A 14761-nucleotide genomic window follows, 5' to 3' on the forward strand; every position below is an offset into this window, starting at 1 on the left:
GTTCATTTAGTTAAAAATATGAGTCAGAGATACACATTTAGCAAGGCTGCGGCTCAATATTGCAGATTTTTATAGGTTTTTTGGGCGAATAAAGTGAAAGTTATCTATGCTCTACAAATTGCAATATGTGAGTATCTTTGATGACCAATAAAAGTAAAGTCACTTTAGCGATTGAAAATTTTGTTCGTGTCGCGAATATAGTCTCCAACTTAGACAAAATTTTGCAAGAAGCTAAAAACCTCTCGCTAACCGCTAAAAATGCGCGTGTTGTGGCACTGAGAGCGGGTGATTCAGCCTACGGGTTTAAACCTATTACAAATTTTATTGATGAATTCTCTGAACTGACAATCAAAACAACCAAAAATATTTCGCTGCTTTCCAGTAATCTATTTGCCATTGCCTTAGCCGTAGTGAGGTATAGCGAGTTTCAACAACGCTTAAATACTGCGTTTGAAATCACCAATCACCGTGACATTGCTCAGTTACAACATCAAGGAAATATAGATCTTCTAAGAACAATGAAACAACTAGAATCTGCCATTACTCATTTAGAAAGTTATTTTGAAGACATTTTAAAACAGATGCGCAGCGCAGAATATATCGCAGTCACGAGTCGTGTTGAAGCCTCTAATGCTGGAGAGTTTAGTGAGAGCTTACAATCGGTATCAAATTTTATCACCAGCGCTGCAAAAAAAATAAAGCAAGCCATCAATGACAATTTAAAAGAGATGCACCTAATAAGAGGAGCTTTACGTTGAAATCAACAGAAATTTACAGCTCAGCTACACATTCTTGGATAGTACTGGGACGGGACTCACAAAAGTCTGAGAGCATCATAGATACCAACCAATACTTAATAAAAAGTGCTGATGAAGCTATTATTTTAGACCCTGGTGGAATCGAGCTATTTTCACCTATGCTGGCAAGCCTCCTTAAACACGTAAAGCTCGAGAATATCACGGCCCTTTTTGCGTCACACCAAGACCCAGACATTATTTCATCACTTGGACTTTGGGATAAAGCAGTACCACATGCAACACTGTATGCGCCATGGCTTTGGGAAGGGTTTATCCGGCACTTTGGAATAGACAACATTCATTATCAACCTATCAAAGACGAAGGAGGTGAAGTAAAAATAGCTAAAGCAACGTTGAAATTTATCCCTGCCCATTATTTGCACTCCTCTGGTAACTTTAATGTGTATGACCCCAAAGCAAAAATTTTGATGAGTGGCGATATCGGCGCGGCATTAGAAAAAGGTGAACCTCCTATGTTCGTAGAAGATTTTGCAAGCCACATAAAATATATGGAATATTTTCATCGTCGTTGGATGCCCTCAAATCGCGCTAAAAACAATTGGATTTCACGTGTTCGCGAATTAGAAGTCGACATGATGGCACCGCAACATGGCCGAATATTTAAAGGCGACATGGTACATGAGTTTTTAGAGTGGTTTGCACGCCTAGATGTCGGTAGTGCCTGCGAATAGCTCGCACTACCGTAAACTTGCTTTTAAGAATCTGACCAAATTGCTAATTCATTGCCACTTGGTTCAATAAAATGAAACCGGCGACCACCTGGGAAGCTAAAAATTTCTTTGCTGATAACCCCACCCGCTTGTAGCACCTTCTCCTTTATCAGCTCTAATTCAGAGCTATAAAGTACCACTAAAACACTACCGTTAGCTGTGCTGGCAGCCAAGTCGCTACGATAAAAACCACCCTCTAAACCTGCATTGCTAAAAGCAATATAATCCGGTCCATAATGTTCAAACTGCCATGCAAATGCATGATTAAAAAACCGTTCTGTTTGCGCCAAGTCTGCTGCCGCAAACTCAACATAATTAATATGGTTTTGCATATTCATCTATTTCCCTGTAAAGCATCAATGCGAATAAATAATCAGCTTATTATTGTTTACTACACAATATCACTACTCTCCCATTGTATACGACCAATGTCTATTGGTTAAAAATGATACAGCACGTACATTTGACCTTGATACAACATGTTAACTACAGGAGATCATTATGATCAAGAAAATAATTACCGCGTCAGGTTTACTCTTTCTATTGCTTTTTTATTCACATAGTTATGCAAATAACTGCCACGACATCAACGAATATCCTAATTGGACTCAGAGCAATTGGGCTGGAGTTTATGATCATGCACTTGCTGGGGATAAAATGCACCATCAAGGTGTTCTATATCGTGCTAACTGGTGGACTAATGCAATACCTGGCAGCACTGGTGCTTGGCAAAAGCTGGGGTTATGTGAAACTCAACCTCCGGTAGAAGGTGGGCCATTTAGTCGCCATGGTAAGCTCAGTGTATGTGGTACAACACTATGCAACGAAAGCAAAATACCCGTTCAATTACGAGGCATGAGTTCTCATGGGCTACAATGGTTTGGCTTAAATAAATGCCTAACAACAAAATCAATGGAAGTGTTAGCACAGCAATGGCAGGCAGATATTGTTCGCTTAAGTCTTTATGTTCAAGAAGGTGGCTATATAACCGACCCTGTAGGCTTTACTGAACAAGTAAACCAACTCATTACAATGGCTTCCAACCTTGATATGTATGTACTGGTAGATTGGCACCAATTAAACCCTGGTGATCCGAACGAAAATTTACAAGCCGCTAAGCAGTTTTTCAATTATATTGTATTGGCTAATAAACATCGCAGTAATATTATTTATGATATCGCCAATGAGCCAAACGGTGTAAATTGGCAAAGTATTCATGATTATGCTCTAGAAGTAATTCCTGTCATTCGTGACTTAGACCCAGATGCGGTGGTACTGGTGGGTACGCATGGTTGGTCAACATTTGGCGCATCTGATGGAGGCAGTTATATGGATATAGTGAATAACCCGCTACCATTTGCCAATATTATGTATACCTTCCATTTTTATGCCGCATCTCATCGCGAATTTCACCGTAATATGCTAGATAAAGCCTCTGATGTACTGCCTGTTTTCGTAACCGAATGGGGCACTCAGAATTACAAAGGTGAAGATGAAAATGACTTTGTTAGTGCGCAAGCTTATATTGATCTCATGGCCAATAAAAAAATTAGCTGGACCAATTGGAACTACTCCGATGATTGGCGCTCTGGTGCTGTTTTTAAAGCAGGTGCTTGCCAACAAGGTAACTTCGATGACTCACAATTAAAAGAGGCTGGAATATGGGTAAAACAACAAATAATTAATGGTCGCTAACTGGCTCTCAATCAGTTAAAAGCTGGCTACTTGTTTAATATCGCAAGTAGCCATTAATATTTAAAACTTACCGACTACTTTGACGCTATCTGTTACCTTTGCACTATCAACATAACCAATCGCGTCGGCATTTGCTGCAACAAAGTCAATCACAGCTTGCTCACTGCCCAATGCTTCTGGAGGCGTACCTTTACCAGTAAATATCAACTTCGACCAATACGCCTTATATTGACTGCTCGATTTACCGACTACATTAGCTGTGAACTTACCCACTGAGTCGCCACTGCTTAACCCGACAGCATTAACCTTAGTACCATTACTAAAAGACTTCATTTTACCTAAATAAATCTTTGCAATGGCTTCTTTGTCTAACGCAGTATTATTGCTTGGGTTAATTATGACTGCTACTTCTGCCTGTATAGCGGCACTGACAGCTAATAGTGTGCCTGCCACAAAATATTTTTTCATATGTGCCCCCCTAAAATACCAAATCAATTGCAACGGCTATCACATCATTGTCTTGATTACTGAGGTCGTTATCTAGACGGCTCCACTCTACTTTGAGCGCAGCAGATGGATGAAAATCATAGCGCGCGCCCACAGATACTGTATTAGTGTCGTTATGAGCTGTTCGTAAAGCATTATTCATTGCATCTTTAATAAGAGGTGCATTAGGGTTAGTTGAGTCTGTCGAAACCCTTATTTGCTCTCCATTAGCTGCCGTAATGGTTTCAGGCACTTGATTAAAACGACTCGTTGGGTGTTCATCATCATTACTCTCGTAAGTTAAATGCACAGTCCAATCATTTAATCGATACCCAACTGAAATATAATATTGTGACTGCTCAGCAAGCAAGCTATTGTCTACCTCAATTTCGGTATATTCGCCATCAAGTAAAAAGTTATTATAATCAATTGCAAAACCTACCCCGATGAACGTGCCATCATCTTCATTAATTAACAACTTATTATATTCATCTTGAATCCCAAATTGCTGTAATGCATTTGCCAAACCGGTTAACTGGGCTGAGTTGTCAAGACTAATGGTAGTTTCTGCCATAACATAGGAGGCTCGTAAAGTGAGCCAATCTCGAGTCATGGTCCAATTAAAACCAAGAATATCATTTAACTTACCACGGTCTTGACCAGTAACAGCGATAAAGTCCCCTTCAAAACGCCCATAAACAGCTTGCGCAGTAGAGTCCCAATCGCCAATTTGAGTGTTATGTAAAAGACTCAGCCCCGTTGGAGTAGAAAATGCAAAGTTATATACCGACTGAGGTGGACGTATCCATCTGTATGCGTAACCTACTTCAATAAAGTCTGAATAGCGAAACAAAGGTAAACGCATTTTACCAGCACTTATACGCAATGAATCATTTATATCATAAGATACATACGCCCACTCAAACTTAGCATCATAATCATCCCGACCTCTAGAGACTATCTGAGCCGTAGCACTTAACCCATCTCCTAAGTCAGACGAAACCTGAATAGCAAACATACTTTCATTGCTAAATGATACTTCATCTTCATATCCAAATACGGCCATATTGTCATCAGAGGCAGAGCCTGCAACAATAGAAGCAAAACCGTTAATACGTAAATCGGCTCCATAAGCAGTACCATTTAAGGCGCAGCACAAAGCCCCAGCTATCAATTGTTTTTTCATTGTGTCATCCCAAGTGATAATTAATTTAATATCAATATCGACTTGAGTATAGGAGTGAATTTTATTTTTAACGTAGTAATCACGAAAAAAATCATGCCCAAGAGTTAGCCTTTAATTGATGATTCTGAATCATATTTTGAGAATGAGTACATCTTAGGTACAGCAAAATATAATAAGCCCTCTAAAAAGAGGGCTTATTAATATATGCTTATATAACTCGTTAGCCTAGTTTGCGCAGTAACCCTTGCGTATTTTGCCGCATCGTATTAGACACCATAAAATACCCAATCAGAGCAACAAAGCCCGCACCTACGGCTGGACCAAGTACCCATACATATGGGTGCATTTTTCCATCTACGTCAAACAACTGCTGCTGAATGACCAATAAAGTAACATCACTCACCAAAGCGGCAACAAGCCCTGCAATTGCACCTAATAATAAGAATTCATATAAGGTAGCCAATTTTATCAATCGCCCTCGGGCACCCAAAGTGCGTAATATCACCACCTCTTGCATGCGCTCTGCAAGACTAGCTTGGACCTGTGACACCAGTACAAGCGCGCCGCTGATCAGTACAATTGCAAGTACAAACCCAATCGCCAACGACACTTGAGCTATAATTGACTGCGCCTGTTCCAAACGGCTTTTAATGTCAATCATGCTTATAGTGGGGTAGCGTTGCAACAAGCTACTAATTGCCTTCGTATGGCTATTATCAAGTTTTGCGGCACTAAAGTATGTAACAGGCACTTTACCTGCCATATTAGGGCTTAAAATCATCACAAAGTTAGGCTTTAATGTGCCCCAATCTACGCTTCTAAAGCTGGTAACCACCGCATCAAAACGTTGCTCATTAACTAAAAAGCTAATCTCATCGCCTAACTCTAAGTCTAACCGCTCTTGCCAACCATCAAATACTGACACCTCAATACGGTCACTTTGGCTATTGTTATCAAACCACTTACCTTGCGTAATTTCATTTCCTTCAGGTAATTCAGTTAGCCAAGTTAAGTTTGGCTCTCGATTTACACCTTCTCGTTCACTATCAGCTTTTTCTTCACCTTCTTGGCGAGAAATTCTGCGAGCCAGCTCTTCACCATTAACAGCGTCAACCCGCGCATTAAAGACAGGAAAGAATGCTTCGTGTGTTATGCTATTTTGCTCAAAAAAATCATCCAAGGGCTGAACTTCACTTTGCCCAATATTAATCAAAAACATATTTGGCGCATCTGCGGGTACTTGTGTTTGCCAGTCAGAGATCATGTCATTTTTAAGTACCACCAAAAACAGCATAAGCTTGATTGCTAAAGCAAAACTAATTAACTGGACAGCGTTAGCATTTGCTCGCTTTTGCAATGTAGCAATGGCCAGTGACCAGCTAGAGCCGGGGCTAAGCCCAAGCTTTCTTCCAGCACTAAAAACAAGACGAGATATACCAAATAATACGGCAATAACCAGCAGCGTAGAACCAAACAAAATTAACGTAGTAAGTAATTGCTCGCTAAACATCCACATTAGTAAAAATATAGTCAACAAAGATAAGCCTATATGAATACGGCTCAAAGCGAGCTTATCACCTAAGCTTCGACGTAAAACACGTAACGGTGGAATATCAAACAAATCGAGTAATGGCTTTAGTGAAAACATAAGTGCGCAAACAATACCGATAAACACCGATAGTAACCAAGGCCTAACACCTGCAACAGGTAGATCTGTGCCCATAAACTTTGCTAAGTAAGCGGCTCCAATATGCTGCAACACAAAGCCTAATAACAAACCCACTAAAATTGAAAAGCCAGTAACTAAACTTAGATGCAATAAATAAATATTACGGATCACTTGCCGACTTCCACCAAGCGTTTTCATCATTGCGACGGGGTCATATTGGCGCTCGCAATAGCGCTTTGCCGATACCGCCATCGCGACAGCTGCCAGCATAATTCCGAATAAACCAGCAAGAAGGAGAAACCGCTCTGCTCGTGCTAAATTGTTACCTAGCGGTGATTGCCTATCCTTTATACCTTGCCATGATTGATTTGCTTTAAGTTGCGGTTTTAACCAAGCATAATAGTCACTTAACTGTTGCTCTTGGCCGGCAAATAGTAGCCTGTGAAACACTCGACTTCCGGGCTGTACCGCTTGTGTTGCTGCTATGTCATCGTAACTTAATAATACCCGACGATTGCCTGCTAACGAAAAAAACGGTGCATCAGGCTCGTTGACAAGAACTTTTGAAACAGTGAAGTTTCCAGCCCCAAGTTCTACTTGATCGCCAACTTTAAGACCTAGGCTATAGAACAGCCCTTCACTTAACCAAACGTTGCCTTTTTTAGGTCCACCTCTTACTTCGTAGGGAACACCATTGAGGTTATCCTTCAAAGTAACCTCTCCTCTTAAGGGATATTCCGGTGATACCGCCTTTATAGAACCTAGTATTAGCTCTTCATTAGCGAACAACATTGAATCAAAAAACAGCATTTTTGCTGTTTCAAGCCCAAATTCAGCACCTTTAGCTAAAATGTGTGGTTCGATAGGGTGATTGCTGGAAAGGCGACGATCTGCGGCGATAAAATCACTGGTTTTTTGCTCTATGTTTAGCCCTATTCGCTGCGTCACGGATGACAAACTAAAAACGGTTAACACCGCCAGTGCTATTGCAGCAAAGATAATAGACAACTCACCTCTGCGAAACTCTCTGGCAAAGAGTTTAAATGCTAACTTAATCCACATAGGCAGCCTCTCCATTACGAATAGTTTCAAGCTTTCCAGCTTCAATATGGATAATACGGTCGCATTGTTTGGCTAGATGCTCATCATGCGTAACCAATATAAGCGTTGTGCCATTTTGTTTATTAAGATCAAATAGTAACTTTTCAACTAAATGACCATTTTTACTATCTAAATTAGCTGATGGCTCATCGGCAAATAAGATTTTAGGTGAACCAATAAATGCCCGAGCTATGGCAACACGTTGTTGCTCTCCACCTGACAATTGTGATGGATAATGCTCTAAACGATGTGACAGGCCTACTTTTTCCAGCAAGCTTAAAGCTTGCTGCTTTGCATTGCTATCTCCTGCCAATTCAGCGGGTAGCATCACATTTTCAAGCGCAGTTAAGCTTTGTACCAGCATAAAAGATTGAAATACAAAACCAACTTTTTTGGCTCTAAGTTGCGCTCTCGCCTCTTCATTGAGTTCACTCAATTGCTCACCATCTAAACAAATATCGCCCTTACTCGCTACATCAAGACCAGCAAGTAAGCTAAGTAACGTGGATTTTCCAGAGCCTGAAGCCCCAACAATCGCAACTGACTCTCCTGACTTGACAGAAAAATTGATATCGCTGAGGATAGTGAGCTCGCCCTCTAGGGTATTTACTGATTTAGTAAGCCCAGTGACGTTAATAATATTTAACTGAGAAAGTACTGACATGACGCGTTTTTTCCTAAAGTTCTTAGTGCTCTTTGCGCTAGCGCTACATCCAATTAGCAGTTTTGCCAAAGATAGAATTATGATTATTGGAGATAGCTTAAGCGCAGGCTATGGCCTTAAACAAGCACAAGCTTGGGTTAATTTGTTACAAAATAAATACGATACACAGCAAAAACCGATCGAATTAATTAATACCGCAATCAGTGGGCAAACAACAGATAACGCTTTACTTAAAGTTGACGCTTGGCTAAAAGCCCACAAACCAAGTCATGTGTTGATTGAACTAGGTGGCAATGATGGCATAAGAGGTTTTCCCGTTAAACTATTAAGAAAACACTTAACTCAGTTAGTCACTAAAAGCCAGCAAGCGGGTGCACATGTTGCCCTTATGGAGATCCACATTCCTCCTAACTTAGGGCCACGGTACACGCAAATGTTTACACAAAGCTATGAAAAAGTCGCTAATAAAACCGATGCTTATTTAATGCCATACTTTATGTTGCCTATTGCTGTTAACCCAGCACTCATGCAAGACGATAACCTGCATCCAAATGCCAAAGCTCAACCGTTAATTAGAGACTTTATGGAAAAAGAGATTGCAACTTGGTTAAGTAGTAGCAAACATAATAAATGAGAAGGTTAGGATTTTGAGAAAGGAGTTGAGCTGGTAATTCCAGCTCTGCCACCAAAATTGTGACGGAGCTGGTCTTTATTTACATGTTACTCATTTTAATAAAAATGGTATTAGGCATGTGCCTGAGTCAGCCACTTTATAAAACTTCTAGCATCGCTTGATGTTGAAAAACGCGTATTTTTCAAACCCGCTTTATCTGCAAAAGTAACACTACTTTTATTGACTGAGATTGACAGCACAGGCTGCGCTATTTGGATCACAGATCCATTATATTCATATGACATAGAAAACTCACAAACTTAATGCCAGTATTTGACTGGCAAATTTATATATAAGCTTCACTACAGTTTTGACGATATTCCCAACGGTCACGGTCTTTTTTTAAGACAAGTTCTACCAGCGAGGATGTGCTGGCTATTTGGTCGCCGTACAATAATTCAGCTTTCGATTTTTTAATGCTGGCTTACTGGATCAGGGTAAGAAAGGACATTACAAGTCGCTCTTAAATTCACAAGAGCAAAACCAAGTTGATAAATATACCATTAAATAAAACTTACGCACAAGTAATATTTACAACATTTTACGTAAAACCCAACTAACAGCTCCAATTTACCCATGTTGTTTATAATCCTATTACTTTAGACAGGTGTGTACTCAAGCTTAAATCTACTTGATCATTTGGGGCTTTTAGTTCAACCAGTGCATTATCAAAGTCACCTTTACTAAAGTGATCATAAATATTGTTTGATAACGCGTAAGGCTCACTGGGCATACCTAAAAATGGAAAGATCATCCTATCTAGCTGACCGTCACTGTCTTTGTCGTGAATCACATTTATGGCATATTTTCCTGCAGGTAGATTATTGAATACCACTAAAGTGTTTGGTTTCGTTGGAGTGACTACTTTTTTGCTAAAATAATGAGCCTTCGGGTCGTTAATATTTAAATCAGCATGGAAGTCTGCACTATTGTCATGGATCATCACAAGTAGTTGCCCTTCTTCACTATCAACATTGCTGATGTTTATCACCAGTTTCGTTGCCTCTCCCCGCTTCGTATTCACGCTTTGCTTGGTTGTTGATTGGCACGCCATTAAAACCACACTAGCCGCCACCATTGTCAATATTTTATACATAAACTAACCTCCTTATTTTAGGGCATGTTGATCTTTACTGTGTGTTTTTAACATAACAGCATTCATGTGTGATAAATATCATATCGATACGCTATTTTTGTAAAAATATGTAGACTTAGCAAATACCTACAAAAGTTCACCCAATATTGAGATTTTATACAGACATGAACAGACCTAATATCACGATACATTATTGTGTGTTATGCCAATGGCTACTTCGTAGCGGCTGGCTAGCGCAAGAGTTACTTTCAACATTCTCCGATGAATTACAACAAGTTGCGCTGTCTCCAGCATCAAAAGGTATCTTTCAAATTTACTATAACGATGAACTTATTTGGTGCCGAGTGCTGGATGGTGGTTTCCCTGATGCCAAAGTTTTGAAACGCAGAGTGAGAGACAAATTAGATCCTACGAGAAATCTAGGCCATATAGATAGCTAAAATATATATTTAGAGATTGATTATTAAATGGCATTTGGTTAATTTAATTAAACTTTCACAATACATTAGAAAGCTGCACTTAAAAATTAACTGTAAATTCACCGTGCTTTTGCAATAGAGGTGATATGCTGATATAACATGTAAAAAAGGTACATCCATCAATTGGATTAAATAATAAAAATGAAATTTAGTTTTAGCCATTTTGAATTTGACTGCGACGCTTTAGTACTCACTAATAAGGGTAAAGTTTTTTCGCTAAACGAAAAGCCAGCCAAATTACTCGCACTTCTCATCATGGGTGCCGATCGTATTCACAGTAAAGATGAAATATTAGAGGTAGTTTGGCCTGGTCGTACTGTGACAAACCAAGTTGTCTTCCAAAGTATTGGTCACCTTAGAGCTCTGTTTGGTGATGATGCAATTAAAACCTTTTCTCGTAAGGGGTATCAATGGCAATTGCCCTTGGTTCCGGTAAAAGACGATGATCATGCTAATAACAAAGCGCCAGAGCAAGAGGAACTACCAAAAAACAACTCCAATGAAAGACATGATAATTCAAGCGATGAGCCCGCTGAACCATCGACACCATCAGCAAGAATTAATAGATCGACAGCAATTTGGCCTGTGGCAGCAGTTACAATATTGGGTGTACTCGCTGGCGTTTACTTCTTAGTTTGATCAATTTAAGTTAAACGCTCATTATTTAGGTCACAATGCCTAAACAATGGAAGCGATATGTTAAATACATCAAACTGCGGACTAATCGTTATAGATATACAAGGAAAGCTGGCTCACAAAGTTGCCAATAGTTCAGAGCTTATCGCCAACACCAGAACGTTGATTCTCGGTTGTCAGGCGCTCAAACTGCCTATTCTTTGGCTGGAACAGACGCCTGATAAATTAGGTATTACAGTTAAAGAACTTGCGCAGCTAATGCCTTTTGAGCAGCCCATTGCGAAAACAACGTTCAGTGGGTGTGCTAATCACACGTTTATGCAGCGATTAAGACATACCAATAAATGCCATTGGCTAATTTGTGGCATTGAAGCACATATTTGTGTGTACCAAACTGCCTCTGATTTGCTTGCATTGAACTTCAATGTAGTACTCATAGATGATGCTATTTCATCTCGTAGTGCCAGTCATAAAGCACTCGCCTTGCAAAAATTACAGCATAACGGTGCGCAATTAAGCAATATTGAAATGTGTCTGTATGAGCTACTAGCTGACTCACTACACCCCGAATTTAGAACTATTTTACAACTAATTAAGTAAAGAAACACAACATGCTACTTACTCAGCATGTTTTATATACAGGTATCCATTCATGGCAAGAGAGTATAAATCCTCTCTATTAAGTGGAGGTTACTGAGTAAAGGGGAGCATGATGTATAAAGATGTGACCCCTTTTACGGCTCAAGGCTCATTCGTTACTTAACTCCATAGCTTGACTGGCAAGTACCGTTTGCAAAGCTTCATCCATTTTCTTTATGAAATCATGTTTATAAGGGAACTTACTGAGTGAATCTTTAACATAGCCTATATGTGCCGTGTGTCTAACAACGACTCTGTCTTCTGAAAGGTTATTTAAGTCAAACCCCGGGTGTAAGCGTTTAACATTTCTAAGCCCAAGCAGCGTCGAAAGCCTATCATTCACATAGCAATCAATACGCCGTTTTGCTAATTTTATTATGTTTGAATAAGTATCTTTATTTTCCCATAACTTGATCTTGCCTTGCTTACTGGCCTGTTCTAGTCCGTCATCTAAGATCATATACCCCGCATTTAAACCCACATTAATAGGACTTGCCGTGGTGTCTCTAGTTTCTATATCAACCAACGAAACACCTTTATTACAAAAGGCGACCACCACTTCTTCAAGCAGTGGAACAGAATATGGCCAAATAAAGGGTCTGCGCTTAATATGTTTGTAAGGTGGCATTAATGCAAAGCTATCACCATTTTCAAGGGCAGCTAATCCTCTCTTCCAAGGTACAGGGTGTAATTCTACAATATATTTATCATCAATTAACTTGATTGCTTGGCGGACTAAATCTACATAAACACCGGCAAGTTCGCCGTTATTTACATAAGTATAAGGTGGGTAACTTTCGTCAACCAAAATGGTCACTCTGTATTGTGGTTCAGCTTGAATTGGCCAGATAATCATCGCTATCAAAAGCGTCATTAATAGCGACCAAAAGTGCGCTTTTTTTCGCATAATAATCACTTACCCGCTTTCACAATGAATTTCTACTAAGTGTGAAACCACTCTAATAACATCACACATTTAAATCATCTCCTCACAAACTACGTTATAGGCAGCGCCTGATGCTACAAGGTAAACTTAGACAGTAATGTTTCTTGTTCGTGTGCGTGTTCGGCCAATTTATCGCTAGCACGGTATTGCTTGTCAGCAAAACTGCCCACTTCAACACTAATATCATTAATATAGTTAGTGTTTTTATTAATTTCCTCAATAACCACACTTTGCTGCTCTATCGCAGTAGCAATTTGAATATTCCTATCCATTAGCTCTTTCACCGCTTCCGTAATTTCGTCTAGCATATCCGTTGCTTGTTCTGTTTGCTCCACACATAACTGTGTTTTATCACGGCTACTCCCCATTGACTGTTGCACTTGGCCAGAAGACACTTGAATTTGGTCAATCATGGCTTTAATTTCAGTTGTAGATTCTTGTGTTTTTGATGCTAAAGAGCGAACTTCGTCAGCCACAACTGCAAACCCCCGACCTTGCTCACCGGCACGTGCTGCTTCAATTGCAGCATTTAGAGCCAATAAATTTGTTTGTTCTGCAATTCCGTTGATAACGGATAAAATATTCTCAATACTTTGACTATATTCAGCCAACTGTGTACTGAGCGTATGTGACTGCTCAATATCCTGCGCAAGTGCAGTTATCTGCTCTTTGGCTTGCAAAAATACACTTTGCCCTTCGGCCGTTTTATCATTTACATGCGTTATAGAACTGGCTGCTTGCTGAGCATTGCCTGCAATTTCAGTAGACGTGGTACTCATTTGGTGCATTGCAGTGGCTAAGCTCTCAATTAAGCTAACTTGCTCATCGAGTTTTTTCATTGAATCAGTAGAAAGTGATTTGGCAGAATCACTACTACTGACTACCTGATCAGCACGTTCTTTTACACTAGAAACTAACTGCTGAAGAGATGCCAAGAAAAGGTTAAATTGGCGCGCAACCACACCACACTCATCCTCATTAACAATTTTAAGACGACGTGTTAAATCTCCACCACCGCTTGCCATGCCTGTAATTGCCTGCTCTAAATCTTTTAATGGTTTAAGTAAGTGTAGTGCTAAGGTCCGCACACAGATAACGCCAAATAATACTGCTATTACTGCAATGATCAGTGAATTTATCGTAATATCGAATAATGTTTCGTAAGCTAGCGATTTATCTATTAACACAGCTAGATACCAGTTTGTACCAAAATCATTATCCAAAGCATGTAAATAAAATAACTTTATACCATCTTTAGTTGCTACTTCGGTCAATATATCCTGCTTTGAAATCGACAGTTCAGGATAGATTTTATCAATGCCTTGACCATTAAATTTTGGATTCTGGTGAGTTATAATTTTGCCATTACTGTCAACAAGAAAGGCATATCCAGTATTGTCAAAATTCACAGCATTAACGCTTTTGGCGATAACATCAAGGCTTATATCTCCACCAACAACGCCTTTTAATTGACCATTAGCTGTGATGGAGGATACCACTGACAGTAACAATTCCCCAGTTGCTGCGTCTATATAAGGACTTGTAAAAACAGTGTTTTCTTGTTTTTTACCAAGTTGATACCAGCCTCGCTGACGAAAGTCAACACCAGGAGGGTTTTGTCTATTTGGGTTATTTGAACGCAACTGGGATTCATTTTCTAAGGTGCCAAAAGCAAGTAAAAACTCTTGCTTTAAAAACGGTGTGTTTAGCTTTTCTTGAAACTGCTCAACACTAAAATTTTGCGCCAGCTGGCTTTTTATCACATTAATTTGGCTTGCTTTTATCGCTAACCAATTATCAATACTAATGGCTAGCAGTTGCGTACTGTCACTGACGTGAGCGTGTGTCTTAGCTTTGACTGAGTTACTCACAAACCAATACGTAGACCATGTGGTAATTGAAATTATAAGTAAAATAACGACAGCAGAGGTAACGGAGAACTTGGTGCGGATCTGCATTTTTT

The 14761-nt window shown here is 39.6% G+C and carries 16 protein-coding genes; 7 read left to right on the top strand and 9 right to left on the bottom strand.

What is annotated here, in order from left to right:
- Nucleotides 1-140: 140 nt before the first annotated feature.
- Together OCI93_RS06170 and OCI93_RS06175 are read left to right on the top strand one after the other, a co-directional pair.
- On the top strand, nucleotides 141-758 hold the full coding sequence (locus OCI93_RS06170; RefSeq protein WP_261626035.1) for a chemotaxis protein: 618 nt from the start codon (nucleotides 141-143) through the stop codon (nucleotides 756-758).
- The gene (locus OCI93_RS06175) at nucleotides 755-1489 is read left to right on the top strand and encodes an FprA family A-type flavoprotein (protein WP_261626036.1); all 735 of its coding nucleotides are present in this window, start codon (nucleotides 755-757) and stop codon (nucleotides 1487-1489) included. The genes OCI93_RS06170 and OCI93_RS06175 overlap by 4 nt, the downstream gene beginning before the upstream one ends.
- Nucleotides 1490-1512: 23 nt before the next feature.
- On the opposite strand, the gene OCI93_RS06180 is transcribed toward OCI93_RS06175, so the two are convergent.
- Nucleotides 1513-1860, bottom strand: a complete 348-nt coding sequence (locus OCI93_RS06180; protein WP_261593760.1) for a VOC family protein — start codon at nucleotides 1858-1860, stop codon at nucleotides 1513-1515.
- Between the two features lie 169 nt (nucleotides 1861-2029).
- On the opposite strand from OCI93_RS06180, the gene OCI93_RS06185 reads away from it, so the two are divergent.
- Nucleotides 2030-3223, top strand: a complete 1194-nt coding sequence (locus tag OCI93_RS06185) for a cellulase family glycosylhydrolase (protein WP_261626037.1) — start codon at nucleotides 2030-2032, stop codon at nucleotides 3221-3223.
- 60 nt (nucleotides 3224-3283) lie between these two features.
- Here OCI93_RS06185 and OCI93_RS06190 read toward each other — a convergent pair whose 3' ends face one another.
- The 4 genes from OCI93_RS06190 to OCI93_RS06205 all read right to left on the bottom strand — a co-directional run bounded on the left by OCI93_RS06190 (nucleotide 3284) and on the right by OCI93_RS06205 (nucleotide 8329).
- The gene (locus OCI93_RS06190; RefSeq protein ID WP_261593616.1) at nucleotides 3284-3691 is read right to left on the bottom strand and encodes a type 2 periplasmic-binding domain-containing protein; all 408 of its coding nucleotides are present in this window, start codon (nucleotides 3689-3691) and stop codon (nucleotides 3284-3286) included.
- A 10-nt stretch (nucleotides 3692-3701) separates the two neighbouring features.
- Nucleotides 3702-4895, bottom strand: a complete 1194-nt coding sequence (locus tag OCI93_RS06195) for a porin (RefSeq protein ID WP_261593615.1) — start codon at nucleotides 4893-4895, stop codon at nucleotides 3702-3704.
- A 220-nt stretch (nucleotides 4896-5115) separates the two neighbouring features.
- Nucleotides 5116-7626 (bottom strand): ABC transporter permease, encoded by a 2511-nt coding sequence (locus OCI93_RS06200; protein WP_261626038.1) that lies wholly within the window; start codon nucleotides 7624-7626, stop codon nucleotides 5116-5118.
- A complete protein-coding gene (locus OCI93_RS06205; RefSeq protein WP_261626039.1) occupies nucleotides 7616-8329 on the bottom strand; it encodes an ABC transporter ATP-binding protein in 714 nt (237 codons plus the stop codon). The genes OCI93_RS06200 and OCI93_RS06205 overlap by 11 nt, the downstream gene beginning before the upstream one ends.
- On the opposite strand from OCI93_RS06205, the gene OCI93_RS06210 reads away from it, so the two are divergent.
- Nucleotides 8328-8963, top strand: a complete 636-nt coding sequence (locus OCI93_RS06210; protein WP_261593611.1) for an arylesterase — start codon at nucleotides 8328-8330, stop codon at nucleotides 8961-8963. The genes OCI93_RS06205 and OCI93_RS06210 overlap by 2 nt on opposite strands.
- Nucleotides 8964-9073: 110 nt before the next feature.
- Here OCI93_RS06210 and OCI93_RS06215 read toward each other — a convergent pair whose 3' ends face one another.
- Entirely contained in the window at nucleotides 9074-9247 is a 174-nt protein-coding gene (locus OCI93_RS06215) for a hypothetical protein (protein WP_261593610.1), read from the bottom strand.
- Between the two features lie 338 nt (nucleotides 9248-9585).
- Entirely contained in the window at nucleotides 9586-10098 is a 513-nt protein-coding gene (locus OCI93_RS06220; RefSeq protein WP_261593608.1) for a DUF2141 domain-containing protein, read from the bottom strand.
- A gap of 164 nt (nucleotides 10099-10262) precedes the next feature.
- Between OCI93_RS06220 and OCI93_RS06225 the strand changes: the two genes are divergently transcribed.
- The 3 genes from OCI93_RS06225 (at nucleotide 10263) to OCI93_RS06235 (ending at nucleotide 11813) form a co-directional block, all read left to right on the top strand.
- Nucleotides 10263-10538: an Rdx family protein gene (locus OCI93_RS06225; protein ID WP_261593607.1), complete on the top strand. Its 276-nt coding sequence runs from the start codon at nucleotides 10263-10265 to the stop codon at nucleotides 10536-10538.
- Nucleotides 10539-10718: 180 nt separating this feature from the next.
- Nucleotides 10719-11216: a winged helix-turn-helix domain-containing protein gene (locus OCI93_RS06230; RefSeq protein ID WP_261593606.1), complete on the top strand. Its 498-nt coding sequence runs from the start codon at nucleotides 10719-10721 to the stop codon at nucleotides 11214-11216.
- Nucleotides 11217-11273: 57 nt separating this feature from the next.
- Nucleotides 11274-11813, top strand: a complete 540-nt coding sequence (locus tag OCI93_RS06235; protein WP_261593605.1) for an isochorismatase family protein — start codon at nucleotides 11274-11276, stop codon at nucleotides 11811-11813.
- A 148-nt stretch (nucleotides 11814-11961) separates the two neighbouring features.
- Here OCI93_RS06235 and OCI93_RS06240 read toward each other — a convergent pair whose 3' ends face one another.
- Together OCI93_RS06240 and OCI93_RS06245 are read right to left on the bottom strand one after the other, a co-directional pair.
- On the bottom strand, nucleotides 11962-12759 hold the full coding sequence (locus OCI93_RS06240) for a substrate-binding periplasmic protein (RefSeq protein WP_261593604.1): 798 nt from the start codon (nucleotides 12757-12759) through the stop codon (nucleotides 11962-11964).
- 113 nt (nucleotides 12760-12872) lie between these two features.
- The gene (locus tag OCI93_RS06245) at nucleotides 12873-14756 is read right to left on the bottom strand and encodes a methyl-accepting chemotaxis protein (RefSeq protein WP_261626040.1); all 1884 of its coding nucleotides are present in this window, start codon (nucleotides 14754-14756) and stop codon (nucleotides 12873-12875) included.
- Nucleotides 14757-14761 lie beyond the last annotated feature (5 nt).

It is taken from the genome of Pseudoalteromonas holothuriae, assembly GCF_945859825.1.
Taxonomy (GTDB): Bacteria; Pseudomonadota; Gammaproteobacteria; order Enterobacterales; family Alteromonadaceae; genus Pseudoalteromonas; species Pseudoalteromonas holothuriae.

Bases quoted from the DNA above. Each gene is read 5' to 3' on its own strand.
- OCI93_RS06195 (WP_261593615.1), bottom strand. From the start codon at position 4,895: ATGAAAAAACAATTGATAGCTGGGGCTTTGTGCTGCGCCTTAAATGGT.
- OCI93_RS06200 (WP_261626038.1), bottom strand. From the start codon at position 7,626: ATGTGGATTAAGTTAGCATTTAAACTCTTTGCCAGAGAGTTTCGCAGA.
- OCI93_RS06170 (WP_261626035.1), top strand. From the start codon at position 141: ATGACCAATAAAAGTAAAGTCACTTTAGCGATTGAAAATTTTGTTCGT.
- OCI93_RS06235 (WP_261593605.1), top strand. From the start codon at position 11,274: ATGTTAAATACATCAAACTGCGGACTAATCGTTATAGATATACAAGGA.
- OCI93_RS06190 (WP_261593616.1), bottom strand. From the start codon at position 3,691: ATGAAAAAATATTTTGTGGCAGGCACACTATTAGCTGTCAGTGCCGCT.
- OCI93_RS06210 (WP_261593611.1), top strand. From the start codon at position 8,328: ATGACGCGTTTTTTCCTAAAGTTCTTAGTGCTCTTTGCGCTAGCGCTA.
- OCI93_RS06185 (WP_261626037.1), top strand. From the start codon at position 2,030: ATGATCAAGAAAATAATTACCGCGTCAGGTTTACTCTTTCTATTGCTT.
- OCI93_RS06240 (WP_261593604.1), bottom strand. From the start codon at position 12,759: ATGCGAAAAAAAGCGCACTTTTGGTCGCTATTAATGACGCTTTTGATA.
- OCI93_RS06180 (WP_261593760.1), bottom strand. From the start codon at position 1,860: ATGCAAAACCATATTAATTATGTTGAGTTTGCGGCAGCAGACTTGGCG.
- OCI93_RS06220 (WP_261593608.1), bottom strand. From the start codon at position 10,098: ATGTATAAAATATTGACAATGGTGGCGGCTAGTGTGGTTTTAATGGCG.
- OCI93_RS06230 (WP_261593606.1), top strand. From the start codon at position 10,719: ATGAAATTTAGTTTTAGCCATTTTGAATTTGACTGCGACGCTTTAGTA.
- OCI93_RS06245 (WP_261626040.1), bottom strand. From the start codon at position 14,756: ATGCAGATCCGCACCAAGTTCTCCGTTACCTCTGCTGTCGTTATTTTA.
- OCI93_RS06205 (WP_261626039.1), bottom strand. From the start codon at position 8,329: ATGTCAGTACTTTCTCAGTTAAATATTATTAACGTCACTGGGCTTACT.
- OCI93_RS06215 (WP_261593610.1), bottom strand. From the start codon at position 9,247: ATGTCATATGAATATAATGGATCTGTGATCCAAATAGCGCAGCCTGTG.
- OCI93_RS06225 (WP_261593607.1), top strand. From the start codon at position 10,263: ATGAACAGACCTAATATCACGATACATTATTGTGTGTTATGCCAATGG.